12 protein-coding genes are annotated in these 18,640 nt (G+C 74.0%); 8 read left to right on the top strand and 4 right to left on the bottom strand.

All coding sequences use genetic code 11. From position 1 onward, the window contains the following. Window positions 1-39 precede the first annotated feature (39 nt). The 4 genes from Q5762_RS18540 to Q5762_RS18525 are packed head-to-tail and all read left to right on the top strand — an operon-like array spanning window position 40 to window position 6,701. Entirely contained in the window at window positions 40-2,709 is a 2,670-nt protein-coding gene (locus Q5762_RS18540; RefSeq protein WP_315893319.1) for a tetratricopeptide repeat protein, read from the top strand. Between the two features lie 2 nt (window positions 2,710-2,711). After that, window positions 2,712-4,055, top strand: a complete 1,344-nt coding sequence (locus tag Q5762_RS18535) for a PP2C family serine/threonine-protein phosphatase (protein WP_315893255.1) — start codon at window positions 2,712-2,714, stop codon at window positions 4,053-4,055. Window positions 4,056-4,107: 52 nt separating this feature from the next. Then, window positions 4,108-5,436 (top strand): VWA domain-containing protein, encoded by a 1,329-nt coding sequence (locus tag Q5762_RS18530; protein ID WP_315893254.1) that lies wholly within the window; start codon window positions 4,108-4,110, stop codon window positions 5,434-5,436. A 41-nt stretch (window positions 5,437-5,477) separates the two neighbouring features. Then, window positions 5,478-6,701, top strand: a complete 1,224-nt coding sequence (locus Q5762_RS18525; protein WP_315893253.1) for an FHA domain-containing protein — start codon at window positions 5,478-5,480, stop codon at window positions 6,699-6,701. A gap of 154 nt (window positions 6,702-6,855) precedes the next feature. Here the strand turns inward: Q5762_RS18525 and Q5762_RS18520 are convergent, their stop codons facing one another. After that, a complete protein-coding gene (locus tag Q5762_RS18520) occupies window positions 6,856-7,830 on the bottom strand; it encodes a methyltransferase domain-containing protein (protein WP_315893252.1) in 975 nt (324 codons plus the stop codon). A gap of 109 nt (window positions 7,831-7,939) precedes the next feature. On the opposite strand from Q5762_RS18520, the gene Q5762_RS18515 reads away from it, so the two are divergent. The 4 genes from Q5762_RS18515 to Q5762_RS18500 all read left to right on the top strand — a co-directional run bounded on the left by Q5762_RS18515 (window position 7,940) and on the right by Q5762_RS18500 (window position 15,759). Next, window positions 7,940-8,344: a globin gene (locus Q5762_RS18515; RefSeq protein WP_315893251.1), complete on the top strand. Its 405-nt coding sequence runs from the start codon at window positions 7,940-7,942 to the stop codon at window positions 8,342-8,344. Between the two features lie 205 nt (window positions 8,345-8,549). Beyond that, a complete protein-coding gene (locus tag Q5762_RS18510; protein WP_315893250.1) occupies window positions 8,550-11,921 on the top strand; it encodes an ABC transporter permease in 3,372 nt (1,123 codons plus the stop codon). A gap of 44 nt (window positions 11,922-11,965) precedes the next feature. After that, the gene (locus Q5762_RS18505; RefSeq protein WP_315893249.1) at window positions 11,966-14,818 is read left to right on the top strand and encodes an FtsX-like permease family protein; all 2,853 of its coding nucleotides are present in this window, start codon (window positions 11,966-11,968) and stop codon (window positions 14,816-14,818) included. Beyond that, window positions 14,815-15,759, top strand: coding sequence for an ABC transporter ATP-binding protein (locus Q5762_RS18500; protein ID WP_315893248.1), 945 nt, complete (start codon window positions 14,815-14,817; stop codon window positions 15,757-15,759). The genes Q5762_RS18505 and Q5762_RS18500 overlap by 4 nt, the downstream gene beginning before the upstream one ends. 128 nt (window positions 15,760-15,887) lie before the next feature. Here Q5762_RS18500 and Q5762_RS18495 read toward each other — a convergent pair whose 3' ends face one another. Genes Q5762_RS18495 through ettA form a run of 3 tightly spaced genes read right to left on the bottom strand, consistent with a single transcriptional unit; the run spans window position 15,888 to window position 18,627 of the window. Then, window positions 15,888-16,541: a hypothetical protein gene (locus tag Q5762_RS18495; protein ID WP_315893247.1), complete on the bottom strand. Its 654-nt coding sequence runs from the start codon at window positions 16,539-16,541 to the stop codon at window positions 15,888-15,890. Further along, window positions 16,538-16,960, bottom strand: coding sequence for a thioesterase family protein (locus tag Q5762_RS18490; RefSeq protein ID WP_315893246.1), 423 nt, complete (start codon window positions 16,958-16,960; stop codon window positions 16,538-16,540). The genes Q5762_RS18495 and Q5762_RS18490 overlap by 4 nt, the downstream gene beginning before the upstream one ends. A 2-nt stretch (window positions 16,961-16,962) precedes the next feature. Continuing rightward, window positions 16,963-18,627, bottom strand: coding sequence for an energy-dependent translational throttle protein EttA (gene ettA, locus Q5762_RS18485; RefSeq protein WP_315893245.1), 1,665 nt, complete (start codon window positions 18,625-18,627; stop codon window positions 16,963-16,965). Window positions 18,628-18,640: the final 13 nt, after the last annotated feature.

Here is an 18,640-nt window from a genome sequence, read left to right as displayed (position 1 = left end):
AGCTGTCAGCGTCCCTCCTGCGAGGGCTCGTACGAGGACATGGGCGGCGGCGAGCTGTACTGCGACACCTGCGGGCTCGCCCCCGTCGTGGCAGCATTGGGGTCTCCCCTGCTCGAGCGAAGCCGAGAGCTTGGGGACGGCCGGCTCCAGTCCAACCCGACGGGGATGGCCGTGCCCGGCAGGGGCGGCTCCGGGTCCGGCTCGTCCCGGTCGAGCTCGCGGGCCTCGGCCCGCTCCTCCTCGCGCTCCTCCCGGTCCTCGACCTCGCGCCGCTCGGTCTCCGGACGGCTGTCGCGCTCGCTGTCGGGCAGCAGCACCGCCCGTTCGGTGTCGGTGCGCAGCTCCGGCTCGTCGACCGCGCAGTCCGGTCGGAACCGGCTGGGCGCCGGCCTGGTGACGATCCCGGAGGTGCCGCGCCCGGACCCGCGCGCCGCGGTGATGGAGAACCCCGAGGTTCCCGAGCGGAAGCGATTCTGTTCGCGCTCGGACTGCGGCGCCCCGGTGGGCCGTTCGCGCGGTGACCGACCGGGCCGTACGGAAGGTTTCTGCACCAAGTGCGGGCACCCGTACTCCTTCATGCCGAAGCTGCGCGGCGGGGACATCGTGCACGGGCAGTACGAGGTCGCGGGCTGTCTCGCGCACGGCGGCCTCGGCTGGATCTACCTCGCCGTCGACCGGGCGGTCTCCGACCGCTGGGTCGTCCTCAAGGGCCTGCTCGACACGGGCGACCAGGACGCGATGGCGGCGGCGATCTCGGAGCGCCGCTTCCTCGCCGAGATCGAGCACTCCAACATCGTCCGGATCTACAACTTCGTCGAGCACCTCGACACCCGCACCGGCTCCCTCGACGGCTACATCGTGATGGAGTACGTCGGCGGCAAGTCGCTCAAGGAGATCGCCAACGACCGTCGGACGCCGGACGGCCGCCGTGACCCGCTGCCGGTGGAGCTGGCCTGCGCGTACGGGATCGAGGCCCTGGAGGCGCTCGGCCACCTGCACAGCCGGAACCTGCTGTACTGCGACTTCAAGGTCGACAACGCGATCCAGTCCGAGGACCAGCTCAAGCTGATCGACATGGGCGCGGTCCGGCGGATGGACGACGACGACTCCGCGATCTACGGCACGGTCGGCTACCAGGCGCCCGAGGTGGCCGAGGTCGGCCCGTCGGTTGCGAGCGACCTGTACACGGTGGCGCGCACGCTCGCCGTGCTGACCTTCGACTTCCAGGGCTACACGAACGTCTTCGTCGACTCGCTGCCCGACCCGGAGAACGTCGAGGTCCTGCGGACGTACGAGTCGTTCTACCGCTTCCTGGTGCGCGCGACGGACCCCGACCCGGCCCGCCGGTTCGCCTCCGCGCAGGAGATGGCGGAGCAGCTGACGGGTGTGCTTCGCGAGGTCGTCGCGCTCCAGACGGGCCGCCCGCGCCCGGCGCTCTCGACTCTGTTCGGGACGGAACTGCGGGTCACGGACACGGAGTTGTTCGGGGAGCTGACGGAGGACGTGTCGGCCCTGGGGGCGCGGGAGACGGGGCGGCGCAAGGCCGCTCCGCTTCCGGGGCAGGCCGGGTCGGCTGCCGTGGCGGCTCCGGGCGGTGCGCCGGCTCCGGGCGGTGCGCCGGCTCCGGGCGGTGCGCCGGCTCCGGGCGGTGCGCCGGCTCCGGGCGGTGTGCCGGCTCCGGGCGGTGTGCCGGCCACGGTGCCGGCGCAGAGAGCGGCCGGTGGGCCGGCTCCGGTGCCGGTTCCGGCGCAGGGCGGGGCCGTCGCCGTTCCGGACGGGGTCTTCCTCGCGCCGCTCGACGGGCCGGCCGCGTCGCTCGCGCTGCCCGTGCCGCGCGTGGACCCGGGCGATCCCAACGCAGGGTTCCTCGCCGGAATGATGGCCTCCGCGCCCGCCGAGCTGATCAGCGCCCTGCACACCGCGCCCGCGCCCTCCCTGGAGCTGCGGCTGCGGGAGCTGCGGGCCCGCCTGGAGATGGCCGATCTGGGCGCGGCCGGGCGCGCGCTCACCACGCTGGAGGAGCAGCACCCGGACGACTGGCGGGTCGTCTGGTACCGGGGCGTCACCTCGCTGGTGACCGGCGACCACGAGAACGCGGCGCTGTCGTTCGACGCGATCTACGACGCGTTCCCCGGGGAGCCCGCGCCCAAGCTGGCCCTCGGCATCTGCGCCGAGGTGCTCGGCCAGCTGGACAACGCGGCCGAGTACTACCGCCTGGTGTGGGCGACCGACCCGAGCCATGTGAGCGCCGCGTTCGGGCTCGCCCGGGTCCGGCTGGCGGCCGGCGACCGTACCGGAGCCGTACGGACCCTGGAGTCCGTACCGGAGGCGTCCATCCACTACACGGCGGCCCGGGTCGCGGCCGTACGGGCGCGGCTGCGGCGGCGCGCCGCGCACGAGGCGCTCGGCGCGGACCTGACGGCCGCCGCGGCGCAGGTCTCCGCGCTCCAGGACTTCGGCCTGGACGCGGTGCGCCGCGAACGGCTGTCGACCGAGGTCCTCGGCTCGGCGCTCGACTGGGTACTCTCCGGTAGTCCCGGAGCGGCTCCGGACGGCGCGCGGCTGCTCGGCAGCGAACTGGACGAGCGCGGGCTGCGCTTCGGCCTCGAACGCTCGTACCGGGTGCTCGCCCGGCTCGCTCAGCGGGGCGAGGAGAGGATCGAACTGGTGGAGCGGGCAAACCGTTTCCGCCCCCGGACGTGGGTGTGAGTATGTCCCAGATGCCCCAGCACGAACTGTCCGCCTGCCCGGGCTGCGCGGAGCCGGTGGAGGCGGTCGACCGGTTCTGCGGGGGGTGCGGACACGACCTCGCGGCCGTACCGGCGATGGCCGCCCCGGAGCCGGACCGTCCGACGGTCGCGATCGGCACGCCCGTGGCCTGGCCCGAGCCGCCGTCCCGCGAGCCGGGCTCGCTCTCGACGGCGACCCAGCACCCGGGCGACCTCCCGGGCACGGACTCGGGCGGGCGCGACCTGCCGACGGTGCCGGTCCGCACCGACGGCCTGCCCGCCGCCGCCTCCGCCCTTTCCGGACCGGAGGCCGTCGGAGGGGACTTCACGCTCGCGGCGCCCGACCCCCGGGCCGCCGCCCCGCAGGCCCTCGCACCGTCGACCGCCACCCCGCCCGCCGGGACCAAGCTGTGCGTCGCCTGCCGGGCCGGGGCCGTGGACTCCGACGGGTACTGCGAGAACTGCGGGCACGCCCAGCCGCGCGAACGCGACCACATGGAGGAGGAGCTCTCCACGGTCGCCGCCGTAAGCGACCGCGGGCTGCGCCACCACCGCAACGAGGACGCGTTCGCGGTCTCGGCCACCGCGCTGCCCGACGGCTCCCCCGCCACCCTGGCGATCGTCTGCGACGGCGTCTCCTCGGCGACCCGGCCCGACGAGGCCTCCGCCGCCGCCGCCCGCGCGGCCGGGCAGTCGCTGCTCACCGCCCTGCCCCGCGGCGCCCACCCGCAGCAGGCCATGCACGAGGCGATCGTCGCCGCCGCCGAAGCCGTCAACTCGCTCGCGGAGGAGCCCGGCAAGGACGGCGCGGAGCAGGACCCGCACCGCCACCAGAACGCCCCGGCCTGCACCATCGTCGGCGCGGTCGTCGCCGACGGACTCCTGATCGTCGGCTGGGTCGGCGACAGCCGGGCGTACTGGGTGCCGGACGACCGCACCTCCCCGCCCGCGCGGCTCACCCAGGACGACTCCTGGGCTGCCCAGATGGTCGCGGCGGGCCTGATGAACGAGGCGGAGGCGTACGCGGACGAGCGCGCCCACGCCATCACCGGCTGGCTCGGCGCCGACGCGTACGAACTGGAGCCGCACACCGCCGCGTTCAAGCCCGACCGCCCCGGGGTGGTCGTGGTCTGCACGGACGGGCTCTGGAACTACGCCGAGGCCGCTGTCGACATGGCCCGGGTGGTCCCGGCGGACGCCGCCGGGCGGCCGCTGCACGGCGCCCAGGTGCTGGTCGGCCACGCCCTGGACGGCGGTGGCCACGACAACGTAACAGTGGCGCTGCTGCCGTTCACCCTCTCTCCACAAGGGGCAGGATCGGCCTGAGCGGTCGCCACCCCTGTCCGTTTCACGCGTGTCTGTCGAGGAGCCTCAACCCATGGCGAACTTCTCCAAGTCGAACGTGCCGCAGTTCTCGGTGGACGTGTACCAGAACGAGTTCCTGCCCGAGGGCGGCCGCGAGGTCAACGCCATCGTCACGGTCACGTCGACCGGCGGCGGCACGAGCGGTGGCACGACCCTGAGCGGTTCCGGCGCGGACGCGGCCGTGGTGATCATGGTCGACTGCTCGGGGTCGATGGACTACCCGCCGACCAAGATGCGCGGCGCCCGGGACGCCACCGCCGCCGCCATCGACGCCCTGCGCGACGGCACGTCCTTCGCCGTCGTCGCCGGTACGCACGTGGCGAACGAGGTCTACCCCGGCAACGGCCGGCTCGCCGTCGCCGGACCCGCCACCCGCGGCCAGGCGAAGGACGCCCTGCGCCGGCTGAGCGCGGGCGGCGGTACGGCGATCGGCACCTGGCTGCGCCTCGCGGACCGGCTGCTCGGCTCGGCCGACGTGTCGATCCGGCACGGCATCCTGCTCACCGACGGCCGCAACGAGCACGAGTCGCCGGAGGACCTGCGGGCCGCGCTCGACGCGTGCGCGGGCCGCTTCACCTGTGACGCGCGCGGTGTCGGTACGGACTGGGAGGTCAAGGAGGTCACCGGGATCGCCTCCGCGCTGCTCGGCACGGCCGACATCGTCGCCGATCCGCAGGGGCTCGCGGCGGACTTCACGGTGATGATGGAGAACGCCATGGGCAAGGAGGTGGCGGATGTCGCGCTCCGGCTGTGGACCCCGGTCGGCGTGGAGATCGCCTTCGTCAAGCAGGTCGCGCCGACGGTCGAGGAGCTGACCGCGCGCCGGACGGAGGCGGGCCCGCGCGCCGGGGACTACCCGACCGGCTCGTGGGGCGACGAGTCCCGCGACTACCACGTCTGCGTCCGCGTCCCGCAGGCCGGGATCGGGCAGGAGATGCTCGCCGCCCGGGTCTCGCTGATCGTCCCGGACCCGCTGGGCGCCACCCCGAAGACGCTCGGCCAGGGGCTCGTACGGGCCGTGTGGACGGACGACATGGCGATGTCCACGTCGATCAATCCGCAGGTCGCGCACTACACGGGGCAGGCCGAGTTGGCGCAGGTCATCCAGCAGGGACTGGACGCCCGCAAGATCGGCGACCACGACGGGGCGACCGCGAAGCTGGGGCGCGCGGTGCAGTTGGCGGCCGCCTCCGGCAACGAGGACACTGCGAAACTGCTTTCGAAGGTGGTCGACGTCGTCGACGCGGCGACCGGTACTGTGCGTTTGAAGGCGAAGGTCGCGGAAGCGGACGAGATGACTCTCGAGACCCGCTCCACCAAGACGGTTCGCGTCAAGAAGTAGCCCGGCCAGGGGGCCGGACGACGAGAGGGGGAAGCACCGACATGCCGACCTGCCCGAACGGACATCAGTCGGTCTCCGACGACTGGTGCGAGGTCTGCGGCCACCGCATGGCCGGGGCGGGTGCGCCGGCGGGTGCCGTACCGCCGCCTCCCCCGCCGCCGCCCGCGTACGGCTACCCGGGGCCGGGCGGCCCCGGCGGTCATCCCGGTGGTCCCCCCGGCCCCCCGCCCGGGGGTTACGACCCGAACGCGACCGCCCACGCCGAGCTCTGCCCGCAGTGCCGCACCCCGCGCGAGGCCATGGCCCCGTTCTGCGAGGAGTGCCGCTGGAACTTCCTGACCAACACGGCGACCTCGTACACGCCGGTGGCACCGCCCTCGCCGCAGCAGAGCCCGCCACCGGGGCTCAACCTGCCGCCGGGCTTCCAGACGCCGCCGCGCCCCGCGCAGCCGCAGCCCGATCCTTACGAGTACCAGAGCTCGCGACCCTCGCAGATGAACCGGCCGGCCGAGCCGCTCTCCGCCGACCCCACCCACCACCAGGCACCGCCGCAGCAGCCGGGGCAGCCGGGGCAGCCGGGACACCCGCAGCAGCCCGGGTACCCGCAGCAGCCGCAGCAGCCCGGGCAGCCGCAGCCGCCGCAGGGTTTCCAGCAGGGACCGCCGCCGCCTCCGCCCGCCTTCTTCCAGGCCCCGGCGCCGGCCGCGCCGCCGGCACCGCCCCAGCGGCAGGATCCGCCCGCGGGCGACGACTGGGTGCTGCCGCCGCCGTCGCAGCCGCAGGCGCCCCCGCAGGCTCAGCAGCCCCAGATGCCTCAGCAGCAGATGCCGCAGCAGCAGTACCAGCCGCCGCGGCCCGCCGCGGGCTGGTCGGCGTACATCGGGCCGGACCGCGACTACTTCATGGCGATGATGCATCGCAGCGGTCCGGAGGCCACGGGGCTGAACCTGCCCGCGTACTCCCCCGAGCAGCATCTGCCGCTCCAGGGCAACCAGATCAGCATCGGCCGCCGCCGGCACTCCACCGGCGAATCCCCGGACATCGACCTGTCGGTGCCGCCGGAGGACCCGGGCGTCTCGCACCAGCACGCCGTGCTGGTGCAGCAGCCGGACGGCTCGTGGGCGGTGGTGGACCAGAACTCCACCAACGGCACGACGATCAACGGCGCGGAAGAACCGATCCAGCCGTACGTCCCGATCCAGCTCCAGGACGGCGACCGGGTCCACGTCGGCGCCTGGACGACGATCACGATCCGCCGCGGTTAGCCGGCCCTCGGATACCGGATCCCGGCCATTGGATCCGGGACATTGGATCCCGGATCTCGGATCCAATGTCCGGGGCGGGTCCGGATCCAATATCCAGGATCATGGATATTGGATCCAGGATCATGGATCCAATATCCGATATCCCGTAACCGGCTCAGTCGCTCGGCAGGGGCCAGGCGTACGGGCCCGTCGGGTCGTCCAGCCAGGCCCACTGCCGGCCCTCGCTCACCGTCACCCCGAAGCGCTCCCGTTCCGGCCGCCGTTCGCGCTGCCAGAGCGCGAGCGCTTCGCGCGCGTCGAGGGTTCCCTCCGCCAGCGTGCGCAGGAACTGGAAGCGGTCGTCCTCGAAGATGTGCCGGGGCAGCCCCATGGGCCGGCCGCGCGGGAAGCGGGCGTTGCCGCCGCGCAGGGCGACGAAGTACGCCGCCGTGGCGAGGAAGCGCCCCTCCGCGTGGCCGGCGTCGTCGACCCGGAGCAGGAGCAGCCCGGTGGAGAGCGGGGTGAGGACGAGGGCGTCGGGGCGGCACTGTGCGAGCCAGGCGTACGGCACCGACGGCAGGGTGCAGGTCGCGACGATCCGGTCGAAGGGCGCGCGCCCGGGGCAGCCGCGGGCGCCGTCGCCGGTGATCACGGTGGGCCGGTGTCCGGCGGCGGCGAGGTGGACGCGGGCGGAGTCGGTGATCTCCGCGTCGATGTCGACGGTGGTGACGTGCTCCGCGCCGAGCCGGTGGCTGAGCAGGGCGGCGTTGTAGCCGGTGCCGGCGCCGATCTCCAGGACGTCGTGCCCGTCCCGTACGTCCAGCGCCTCCAGCATCTGGGCCATCAGGGAGGGCTGGCTGGAGGAGGTGACCAGCTCTCCGTCCCGTACCCGGGTGGCCAGCGGCACGTCCCGGTACGCCCCGCGCAGCCAGCGGGCGCGGCGGGCGGGGTCGGGGTCGCCGGACCAGAGGCGTTCGTAGCCGGCGGCCCCGGAGACGTAGTAGGAGGGGACGAACAGATGGCGGGGGACGGCGGAGAAGGCCGCGTGCCAGGCGGGGTCGCGCAGTGCGCCGTACGCCTCGATCTCCCGCACGAGGGCCCGTCGCGCCCGCGCGCCGTCCTCGGCGAAGCCGTCCGGCTGAGCGCCCATGCCTCCACTGTCCCGCCCGGGAGGGACGGAGGCGAGTGGCCGGACGGGTGGTCGGACGAGTGGTCCTAGACCTCCGGTCCTCGGCCGGAGCATCTGAGACGATGGAACGGTGAACGAGATTCCGCGCGGCACGCTTCAGGAGCAGACCTTCTACGAGCAGGTGGGTGGCGAGGAGACCTTCCGGCGTCTCGTCCGCCGCTTCTACCAGGGAGTCGCGGAGGACCCCCTGCTGCGCCCGATGTACCCCGAGGAGGACCTCGGCCCGGCGGAGGAGCGGCTCGTGCTCTTCCTGATCCAGTACTGGGGCGGCCCGCGCACGTACAGCGACAATCGCGGTCACCCCCGGCTGCGGATGCGCCACGCGCCGTTCCAGGTCGACCGCGCGGCGCACGACGCCTGGCTGAAGCACATGCGCGCGGCGGTGGACGAGCTCGGTCTCGCGCCCGAGCACGAGAGCCAGCTGTGGAAGTACCTGACGTACGCGGCGGCCTCCATGGTGAACACCGCGGAGTGACGCCTTCCGGACCGCGTTGCGGACCGCGTTCCGGACCGCCTTCCGGACCGCGTTCCGGACGGCCACATTCCGGACTGATGCATTCCGGAGCCTGAATCCCGGATAACGGTCACGATCCAGTCAAGGTGCCCCTGCAAGCGGTTTCCAGAGGCATGTGCCCTCTGAAAGCATCGGACGAACGTTCGGCGGGGGTTCAGGGGGATGTGTGACCGGGTTCGTCTTTCTGCGTGTGCGGGCGCACCGGTTGCTGCTCGCGGCCGCCCTCCTCGCCGTTCTGCTCACCACGTCCGTGCTCGCCGCCCTCGCCGCCTTCTCGGGCTCCATCGGCAACGCCGCCCTGCAGGGCACCCTCCGGGGCCGGGCCGCGCCCGCCGCCGCGCTCGTGGTCGCCGGGCAGGTGCCGCTGGACCGGCGGGAGAGCGCCGACGCCGCCGTACGCGAGGCGGCGGGCCGGACCTTCGACGGGCTGCCGGTGAGCGTACGGAAGCTGGAGCGCTCGGGGCCGTACGCGCTCCCCCGCACGCTGCAGAGCGCGGCCGCGCGCCAGGGCGAGCCGGACCTCACGCACATCGCCGCCCTCGACCGTTCCCGCCTGACACTCGTCAAGGGCACCTGGCCCGGCAAGGGGACGGACCCCACGACGGACCCCACGGCGGACCCCGCGATCGACGTCGCCGTGCCCGAAGAGGCGGCGAAGCGGCTGCGGATCGGCGCCGGAACCGTCCTCGACCTCGCCGACCGGCTCGGCGGGAAGCCACTGAAGGCCCGGGTCACCGGGGTCTACCGACCCGTCGATCTGACCGACCTGTACTGGCAGTTGGACCCGGCGGGCGGGCGCGGCGTGAAGACCGTCGTGTTCACGACGTACGGTCCGCTGCTCGCCGACCCGGCCGTCCTCGCCGCCGGTCGGGTCACCTCGGGCGAGTCGTGGTGGCTGGCCTCCGCCGACTTCACCGGGGTCACCACCGGCCGGATCGAGGCGCTGAGCGCCGCCGCCTCGACCGCCCCGAAGACGCTCACCACCGACACGGCCGCCTTCGGCGGGACCGTCACCGCGCGCACCTCGCTGCCGACGGTCCTGGCGCAGACCGAGCGGGCCCTGCTGGTCTCCCGGTCCACCCTGATGATCGTCGCGGTGCAGCTGGTGCTGCTCGCCGCGTACGCCCTGCTGCTGGTCGCCCGGCTGCTCAGCTCCGAGCGGTCCGGGGAGACCGCGCTGCTGCGGGCCCGCGGCGGTTCGCGGGGCCGGATCGCCGGGCTCGCCGCCGTGGAGGCGCTGCTGCTCGCGCTGCCCGCCGCCGTGATCGCCCCGCTGGTCGCCGGGCCGCTGACCCGGCTGCTCGCGGACCGGTCCGCGCTCGGCGCGCTCGGTGTCCGGCTGGACGACGTCCCGCTCGGCCAGGTGTGGCTGGTCGCGGCGCTCGTCGCGGTGTGCTGTGCGGCCGCGGTCGTGGCGCCCGCGCTGAGCACCGGCGACGGCGGTGTGGTCTCGCTGCGCAGGAAGCGCGCGGCTGCGCTGCCCGCGCCGGTACGGGCCGGGGCGGACGTCGGTCTGCTCGTCGTCGCGGCCGTCGCGTACTGGCAGCTCGACCGGCAGACCGGCGGCTCCGGAGGTTCCGGGGACGCCGGCTCGGGGGCCCTCACCGGTGACCGCGCGGGCGCGCTCGGCATCGATCCGCTGCTCGTCGCCGCCCCCGCGCTCGCGCTGCTCGCCGGCACCGTCCTGACCCTGCGTCTGCTGCCGCCGACGGCCCGGCTGGCCGAGCGGCGCGCCGCGAGCGGGCGGGGGCTGCCGGCCGCGCTCGCGGGCTGGCAGTTCAGCCGCCGCCCGCTGCGCGGCGCGGGCCCGGTGCTGCTGCTCGTGCTCGCGGTCGCGATGGGCATGCTCGCCATCGGGCAGAGCGCGTCCTGGGACCGTTCGCAGGAGGACCGGGCCGACTTCCGTACGGGAACGGCGGTACGGGTCCTGGTGAACGGCGCCGCCGACCCGGCCCAGGCCGGGGAGTTCACGGCCCTGCCCGGGGTCGAATCGGTCGCCCCCGCGCACCGCTCGACGACGAGCTTCGCGGGCAACCGGACCGGGACCGTCCTCGCCCTCGACACCCGGCACGCCGCCGAAGGCGTCCTGCTCCGCCCGGACCTCGCGGACGTCCCGGCCCGCGAACTGCTCACCTCGCTGGCCCCGAAGGCGGGCCCGCGCCCCGGGATCGCGCTGCCGGACGGCAGCCGCGGGCTGGCGCTCGACCTGCGCCGCACGGCGCGCCCCGGCACCGAACCGGTGCAGGTGACGGTGGTCGTGGAGGACCAGTACGGCGTTCCGTACCGTCAGCTCCTCGGCCCGCTGCCCGCCGACGGGCAGCGGCACCGCCTCACGCTCGATCTGAGCACCTCGGGCAGTACGGCGAAGAGCGGACCCCTGGGCCCGCTGACGCTGACCGCGGTGGATCTCGACGGATCGGTGGTCGACGGACTGGGCGGGGAGCAGACCTTCGCGGTCGAGCGGCTCGTCTCCCGCCACGAGGGCGGCGCCGAGCGGCCGGTCGACGCCGTGCGCTCCCTGACCTCCTGGACCGCCGCCTATCAGGTGAGCGTGGCCGGCGAACGCAAGGAGCCGGTCCCGCTGTCCGGCCGGTCCGCCGGATCGACGCCGTACAGGGTCGGGTTCGTGGCCGGGACGCCGGATCCGGGTTTCGGCGGGTCGGAGGACTACGGTCTGCGGCTCGCCGCCCCCCGCCCCACCCCGCCCGCGACGCTGAGCGGGGTGGCGACCGACGCGTTCCTCTCGGCCGCCGGGGCGAAGAAGGGCGACCGGGTCGAGGTGTCCCTCGGCGGCCTGCGGCTGAACGTGACGATCGTGGACACGGTCCGGGATCTGCCGACCACGGGCCCGGGAGCCACGCCCGTGTCCGCCGGCGCCCCGGCCGCCACGCCCGACGACGGGGGCGCGCTGCTGGTCGATCTGCACGCGGCGAACCGTTTCCTCGCCACCGATCCCACCGCGACCCTGCCGCCCAACGAGTGGTGGCTGACCACCGCGCCCGACCGCACCGCCCAGGTCGCCGACGCGCTCCGCGCCCGGCCGGACGCGGACCCCGCGCAGGTGCTCGTACGGGACGAGACGGCGGCCGAACTGCTCGGCGACCCGCTCGGCGCGGGCCCCAACGCGGCGCTGATGGCGGTCGCGGCGGCAGCGGCGGCGCTCGCGGCGGTCGGCTTCGCGGTGAGCGCGGCCGGTTCGACGCGTGAACGGTCGGCGGAGTTCGGGGTGTTGCGGGCGCTCGGCGCCCCGCGCCGCCAGCTGGCCCGGCTGATCGCCGCCGAGCAGGGGCTGCTTGTCGGCATCGGCCTGCTGGTGGGCGTGGCGCTGGGCACCGTACTGACGCGGGCCGTCGTCCCGCTGATCGTGCTGACCGGGCAGGCGGCCCAGCCCGTCCCGCGCGTCCTGGTCCAACTCCCGCCCGGTCACGTGGCCCTGCTGCTCGCCGGGGTCGCCGCGCTGCCGCTGCTGATCGTCGCCACGATCGCGCTGCGCCGCACCGACCCGGTCGTGACCCTGCGCCACCAGGGGGACCAGTGAAGCGCCGTACAGCACGTCAGACATCTGCCAGGAAGGCGACCGACATGCCCCGCAAGGACGGCCGACCCGCCGACCCGGCCGCCGACCCGGCCGGCTCCCGCGGACGTCCCGCCCGCGGACGTCCGGCCCGCGGACGTCCCGCCCGCGCCGTCGCGCCCTGGGTGCGGACCCGGCTGCGGACCGCGCCGGGGACGGCGGCGGCCTTCGCGCTGCTCGTCCTGGTCACCGCGTTCCTCGCGGCCGCCCTCCCCCGTACCGTCGACGCGTACGAGACCGAGGGCCTGCGCCACGACATCGTGAGCGCCAAGCCCAGCACCACGGTCCTCGACATCACCACCGCCCAGCCGCCCGCCGACCTCCCCCGGCAGGCCCGGGCGGAGGAGGTGTCGCCGGCCCGCCTCGCGGAGAAGAGCACCGAGCTCCGGGAGCTGCTGCCCGCGCCGCTCCGCGTCGACCCGGCGCAGTCCGCGCACGGCGTACGGACCACCAAGCGGGTCACCGGACTCGAATCCTGGCTCCCGAAACCGTCCGGCCTGCCCCCGGAGTTCACCCTCACCACGCTCCCGGAGCTCGACCGCCACGCGACCGTACGGGAGGGCAGGCTGCCCACCCGCGCCGAACCCGGCCGGACGAGCGAGGTCGCCGTCACCCGGGAGACGGCGAAGTCGCTGCGCCTGAAGGTCGGTTCGGTCGTCCACGTACCGGAGCTGTTCGCCAAGGAGCCGCTCGCCCTGACCGTGGTCGGGATCGTCGAGCCGCGCGGCCCGCAGGGCTCCTACTGGTCCGTCGACCCGCTCCTGCGCACCCCGGTGTACGCGTCGAAGACCACCGCCGGCGGCACGTACTTCTACTGGCAGGCCGGCCTGCTGCTGCCGCCGGCCGGTACCACCACGATCCTGGCGAGCAACGGCGAGCCCGAGGTGTACTGGCGGTTCGCCCCCGACGCCGGCGCGCTCACCGCGCAGGACGAGCCGCGGCTGACCACCGCCCTCGCCTCACTGTCCGGCGGCCCCGACCTGGTACGGATCCGGGAGACGGTCGGCGGGACCGGCGCGGTCTCCACCGGACTCGACGAGATCGTGGCGGCGTACGGCGGGATGCGGTCGGCGATCGCGCCGGTCGTCGCCGTCGCCGCCTTCGGCATCGGCGCGGTCGCGGCGGTCGTGATCACCATGACGGGCGGGCTCTTCGCCGCCCGGCGCGCCGCCGAGCTGGCGCTGCTGCGCTCGCGCGGCGGTTCGCTGGCCGGGATCGGCGTCCGGCTGCTCGGCGAGACGGCGGTGCTCGCGCTGCCCGCCGCCGCGCTCGGCCTGCTGCTCGCCACCCTCGCCTTCCCCGAGGCCCGGTTCCTGCCCGCGCTCGCCGCCGCCGGCGCGGTCGCGCTGCTCGCCACGGTGGCGCTGCCGCTGCGGGCGCTGTTCCTGCACCGCAAGCCGCTCGCCCACGGCGGGCGCGAGGACCTGGTCGCCGCCCGCCCGTCCCGGGGCCGTACGGTCGCCGAACTCACCGTCCTCGCCCTGGCCGTCGGCGCGGTCGCCGCGCTGCGCCGCCGCGGTACCGGGGATTCCGGGGACTACCTGGTGAGTTCGGCTCCGGTGCTCGTCGCGCTGATCGCCGCGCTCGTCCTCGTACGGCTGTATCCGCTGCCGCTGCGGTGGGCGGCCCGGCCGGCGCGCCGGCTGCGTGGTGCGGTCGGCTATCTGTCGCTCGCCCGGGCCGGGCGGTCCTCGGCGACGGGCACGCTGCCGCTGCTGGCGCTCCTGGTGGCGCTGACGACGGCCGCTTTCGGCGGTTCGGTGCTCGCCGGGGTCGCCGACGCGCGGGACCGGGCGGCGCTCCTGGAGACGGGCGCGGACGCGCGGGTGACCGGGAACGCCGATTCCGTCCCGCTCACGGACGGGCTCACGACGGCGGTGCGCCGCACGGCCGGGGTGACGGACGTGGCCACCGTCCAGGTCGAGTACGGCGTGGCACTGCCGGACGGGACGGGACAGCGGCCGGAGCTGCGGACCACGGCGCTGGTGGGCGTGGACCCGGAGTCGTACACCCGGCTCGCCGGACGGACCGGCTTCGGCCCCTTCCCGGCGGACCTGTTGAAGCCCACGGGGGCGGACGGGAAGGCCGGCGGCAAGCGGATCCTGCCGGCGATCGCCTCGCCCGCGATCGCCGAGCGGCTTGGCACGGAGCCGCGGGACCTGGAAGCGGCGGCCGGTGAGTTCGCCGTACGGATCGTGGCGGTACGGAACTCCACGCCGGCCCTGCCCGAGCAGGACTTCCTGCTGGTCGACGGCGCCGACCTGCCCCGCGGCGAGGACACCGTCCTGCTGGCCTCGGGCCCCGCGATGGACGGGACGGCGCTGCGGAAGGTGGTCGCGGCGAAGTCCCCGGACTTCTCGGTGGTGCTGCGGACCGAGCGGCGGGCCACGTACGTGGACTCGCCGATGCAGGCGGGCGCCGAGCGGATCTATCTGGCGGCGATCGGGGCGGGCGCGGGCTACGCCGTCCTCGCCCTGCTGCTTTCGCTCATGCAGTCCGCGCCGGAACGGGCCACGCTCCTCGCCCGGTTGCGGACGATGGGACTCACCCGGAGGGAGGGCAGGCGGCTCCTCGGCCTGGAGGCGCTGCCGCAGGCGCTGCTCGCGGCGGTCGGCGGCACGCTCGTCGGCTGGGCGACGATCCTGCTGCTCGCGCCGGGCGTGGACCTGGTCCGGCTCTCGCTGGCGGCGCCGCCCGGTACCGCCACGCTCGACAGCGCACCGCTGCGGGCGGACCTGTGGTCGCTGGCCCTGCCGGCGGCGGGCGTCGTGGTCCTCGCGGCGCTGGCGGCGGCCCTTCAGGCGTGGTGGTCCGCGCGTACCGGATCGATCAAGGAACTCAGGGCAGGAGACGCACGATGACGACGACCGACACCACTCTGGCGGAGCTGGAGCAGCGGGCGACGGCGCGCCGCGACCGGCCCTCGTACGGGCACGACGCCCTGATCGCCTGCGATCGGCTGGTACGGATCTTCACCACGGACGGCGTGGAGGTGCAGGCGCTCCAGGGCCTCGATCTGCTGGTGCGGGAGGGCGAGTTGATGGCCCTGGTCGGGGCGTCGGGCAGCGGGAAGTCGACGCTCATGAACATCCTGGCCGGCCTCGACGTGCCCACGGCGGGCGCGGCGAAGGTCGCGGGCCGCGACCTGCTGGCGATGGACGCGAAGGCGCGCCTCGGGTACCGGCGGGACGTGGTGGGCTTCGTCTGGCAGCAGACCGCGCGCAACCTGCTCCCGTATCTGACGGCAGCCCAGAACGTCGCTCTCCCCATGCAGTTGCGGGGCCGGTCGAAGCGGAAGGCGGAGCGGGCGGAGGAGCTGCTCGCGATGCTGGAGGTGGCGGACTGCCGGGACCGCAGGCCGCACCAGATGTCCGGCGGCCAGCAGCAGCGGGTAGCGATCGCCGTCGCGCTGGCCAACTCCCCCTCGGTGCTGCTCGCCGACGAGCCGACGGGTGAGCTGGACTCGGCGACGGGCGAGCAGGTCTTCGCGGCCTTCCGGCGCGCCAACGAGGAGTTGGGCACGACGATCGTGATCGTCACCCACGACCAGACGGTCGCCTCCGAGGTGCGCCGCACGGTCGCCATCCGCGACGGCCGCACCTCCTCCGAGGTGCTGCGCCGCACGGAGGTCGACGCGGAGGGCCAGGAGTCCCTGGTGTCCCGCGAGTACGCGATGCTCGACCGCGCGGGCCGGCTGCAACTCCCGGCGGAGTACACGGAGTCCCTGGGGATGGAAGACCGCGTCCTCCTGGAGCTGGAGCAGGACCACATCGGCGTGTGGCCGGACGACGCGGAGGGCTGAGCGGGGGGGCTGGGGCTCGGCCTGACGGCAGGGGCCGAACGGCAGGGGCTTGGCCTGACGGCAGGGGCTTGGCCTGACGGCAGGGGCCGAACGGCACAGGGGCCGAACGGCAGGGGCTCGGCCGACGGTCAGGCCGGGGCGAAGGGCAGGGATGACGGTACGGTCCGTACCGCTATCGAACCGAACGGCGTACGGAGCCGGAGCCACGGGCCCGAGGCGAACAGCGCCACCGGCACGCCCTCCCCCGGCAGGAAGCCCAGGGACTGCGCCGCGTGCACCGCCCGCAGCGGGAGGCCGGTCTCCGCGACCGTCCGCGACCAGATCTCGCGCCCGATCCGGTCCCGCTCGGCCCGCGTGCGCCGCGCCTCGGGCAACTCCTCGTCCCGCGCACGGAATTCGGCGACCGCCGCGGCGACCGCCCCGCGCAGACCGACCGCGACCGGCAGTCCGGCGACCGGCTGCCAGCCGCCCCGGGGCGGCAGGACACCGGCCCACGGCGGTCCGGTGACGGCGTCGGGGACGACGGCCTTGCCGGCCGACTCCTCGATGCCTTCGAGGAGTTCACCGGCGGACACCGTCACATCCAGATCCACCGCGTCGACCAGCCGCGCCGTACGGATCGCCAGCACCTCGAAGGACGGCGGCCGCCCGAAGACGGCGAGCGCGCCGCCCCCGGCCTGGAGGCGGACGGCGGCGGCGCGGTCGTAGTGGATCAGCCGGGCCAGGAAGGCGGCGAGGTCCGCCGCCTCCCGGGCGTCGGCGAAGTGCAGCGGCGCGATCATGCGGCGGCTGTCATCCCGTCGTCCATGTACTCCTCCAGGTACGACCGCTCCTCGGCGGAGATCCGGCGCGGACGCTGGGCCTCCAGATCGAAGGGGACGACGACCGTGGCGGCCCGTACGTACGTGACCTCCGGGTCCTTGATCTCGTACGCGATCGTCAGCGACGCCGCGCCTATCTTCGTGACCCACGACTCGATGGTGACCGGCGCGTGCCGGTGCACCAACGGCCTCACGTAGTCGATCTCGTGCCGGGCCACGACGGACCCGCCGGAGAACGACGGCGAACCGTCGCCCGGCGCGAGCCGGAACATGAAGTCGATCCGCGCCTCTTCCAGGTACCGCAGGAAGACGACGTTGTTGACGTGCCCGAAGGCGTCCATGTCCGACCAGCGCAGGGGACAGCTGTAAATATGTCGCACGCTCAGCCTCGGGTCAGCTTCTTGTACGTGGCGCGGTGCGGACGGGCCGCGTCCGCACCCAGGCGCTCGATCTTGTTCTTCTCGTACGACTCGAAGTTGCCCTCGAACCAGTACCACTTCGACTCACCCTCGTACGCGAGGATGTGCGTGGCCACTCGGTCCAGGAACCAGCGGTCGTGGGAGACGACCACGGCCGCACCGGGGAACTCCAGGAGCGCGTTCTCGAGCGAGGACAGGGTCTCGACGTCGAGGTCGTTGGTGGGCTCGTCGAGGAGCAGCAGGTTGCCGCCCTGCTTGAGGGTGAGCGCGAGGTTCAGGCGGTTGCGCTCACCACCGGAGAGCACGCCGGCCGGCTTCTGCTGGTCCGGGCCCTTGAAGCCGAACGCGGAGACGTAGGCGCGGGACGGCATCTCGACCTGGCCGACGTTGATGTAGTCCAGCTCGTCGGAGACGACGGCCCACAGCGTCTTCTTGGGGTCGATGTTGGCGCGGCTCTGGTCGACGTACGAGATCTTGACGGTCTCGCCGACCTTGATCTCGCCGGAGTCCGGGGTCTCGAGACCCTGGATCATCTTGAAGAGCGTGGTCTTGCCGGCGCCGTTCGGGCCGATGATGCCGACGATGCCGTTACGCGGCAGGGTGAAGCTGAGGTCGTCGATCAGGACCTTCTCGCCGAAGGCCTTGGAGAGGTTGTTGACCTCGACGACGATGGAGCCCAGGCGCGGGCCCGGCGGGATCTGGATCTCCTCGAAGTCCAGCTTCCGCATCTTGTCGGCCTCGGCCGCCATCTCCTCGTAGCGGGCGAGACGGGCCTTGGACTTGGCCTGACGCCCCTTGGCGTTGGACCGCACCCACTCGAGCTCTTCCTTCAGACGCTTCGCGCGCTTGGCGTCCTTCTGGCCCTCGACCTTGAGACGGGTCGCCTTGTTCTCCAGGTAGGTGGAGTAGTTGCCCTCGTAGGGGTGGGCGCGACCGCGGTCGAGCTCCAGGATCCACTCGGCGACGTTGTCGAGGAAGTACCGGTCGTGGGTGACGGCGACGACGGTGCCGGGGTACTTGGCGAGGTGCTGCTCCAGCCACTGCACGGACTCGGCGTCCAGGTGGTTGGTGGGCTCGTCGAGGAGCAGCAGGTCGGGGGCCTCGAGCAGCAGCTTGCAGAGCGCGACGCGGCGCTTCTCGCCACCGGAGAGGTTGGTGACGGCCCAGTCGCCGGGCGGGCAGCCCAGGGCGTCCATGGCCTGCTCCAGCTGCGCGTCGAGGTCCCACGCGTTGGCATGGTCCAGGTCCTCCTGGAGCTTGCCCATCTCCTCCAGGAGCGCGTCCGAGTAGTCGGTCGCCATGAGCTCGGCGACCTCGTTGAAGCGGTGCAGCTTCCCCATGATCTCGGCGGCGCCGTCCTGCACGTTCTGCAGAACCGTCTTGGACTCGTCGAGCGGGGGCTCCTGGAGGAGCATGCCGACGGTGAACCCCGGCGACAGGAAGGCGTCACCGTTGGACGGCTGCTCAAGGCCGGCCATGATCTTGAGGACGGTGGACTTACCGGCACCGTTCGGGCCGACCACACCGATCTTCGCACCGGGCAGGAAGCTCAGCGTCACGTCATCGAGGATGACCTTGTCGCCGTGCGCCTTGCGCGTCTTGCGCATCGTGTAGATGTACTCAGCCAAGAGAAACCGTCCG

It is taken from the genome of Streptomyces sp. P9(2023) (genome assembly GCF_032436795.1).
Taxonomy (GTDB): domain Bacteria; phylum Actinomycetota; class Actinomycetes; order Streptomycetales; family Streptomycetaceae; genus Streptomyces.
This window is presented reverse-complemented; position numbering and strand designations above follow the sequence as displayed.

Bases quoted from the DNA above. Each gene is read 5' to 3' on its own strand.
- Q5762_RS18540 (WP_315893319.1), top strand. From the start codon at position 40: ATGGGCGGCGGCGAGCTGTACTGCGACACCTGCGGGCTCGCCCCCGTC.
- Q5762_RS18525 (WP_315893253.1), top strand. From the start codon at position 5,478: ATGCCGACCTGCCCGAACGGACATCAGTCGGTCTCCGACGACTGGTGC.
- Q5762_RS18535 (WP_315893255.1), top strand. From the start codon at position 2,712: ATGTCCCAGATGCCCCAGCACGAACTGTCCGCCTGCCCGGGCTGCGCG.
- Q5762_RS18500 (WP_315893248.1), top strand. From the start codon at position 14,815: ATGACGACGACCGACACCACTCTGGCGGAGCTGGAGCAGCGGGCGACG.
- Q5762_RS18530 (WP_315893254.1), top strand. From the start codon at position 4,108: ATGGCGAACTTCTCCAAGTCGAACGTGCCGCAGTTCTCGGTGGACGTG.
- Q5762_RS18520 (WP_315893252.1), bottom strand. From the start codon at position 7,830: ATGGGCGCTCAGCCGGACGGCTTCGCCGAGGACGGCGCGCGGGCGCGA.
- Q5762_RS18505 (WP_315893249.1), top strand. From the start codon at position 11,966: ATGCCCCGCAAGGACGGCCGACCCGCCGACCCGGCCGCCGACCCGGCC.
- Q5762_RS18495 (WP_315893247.1), bottom strand. From the start codon at position 16,541: ATGATCGCGCCGCTGCACTTCGCCGACGCCCGGGAGGCGGCGGACCTC.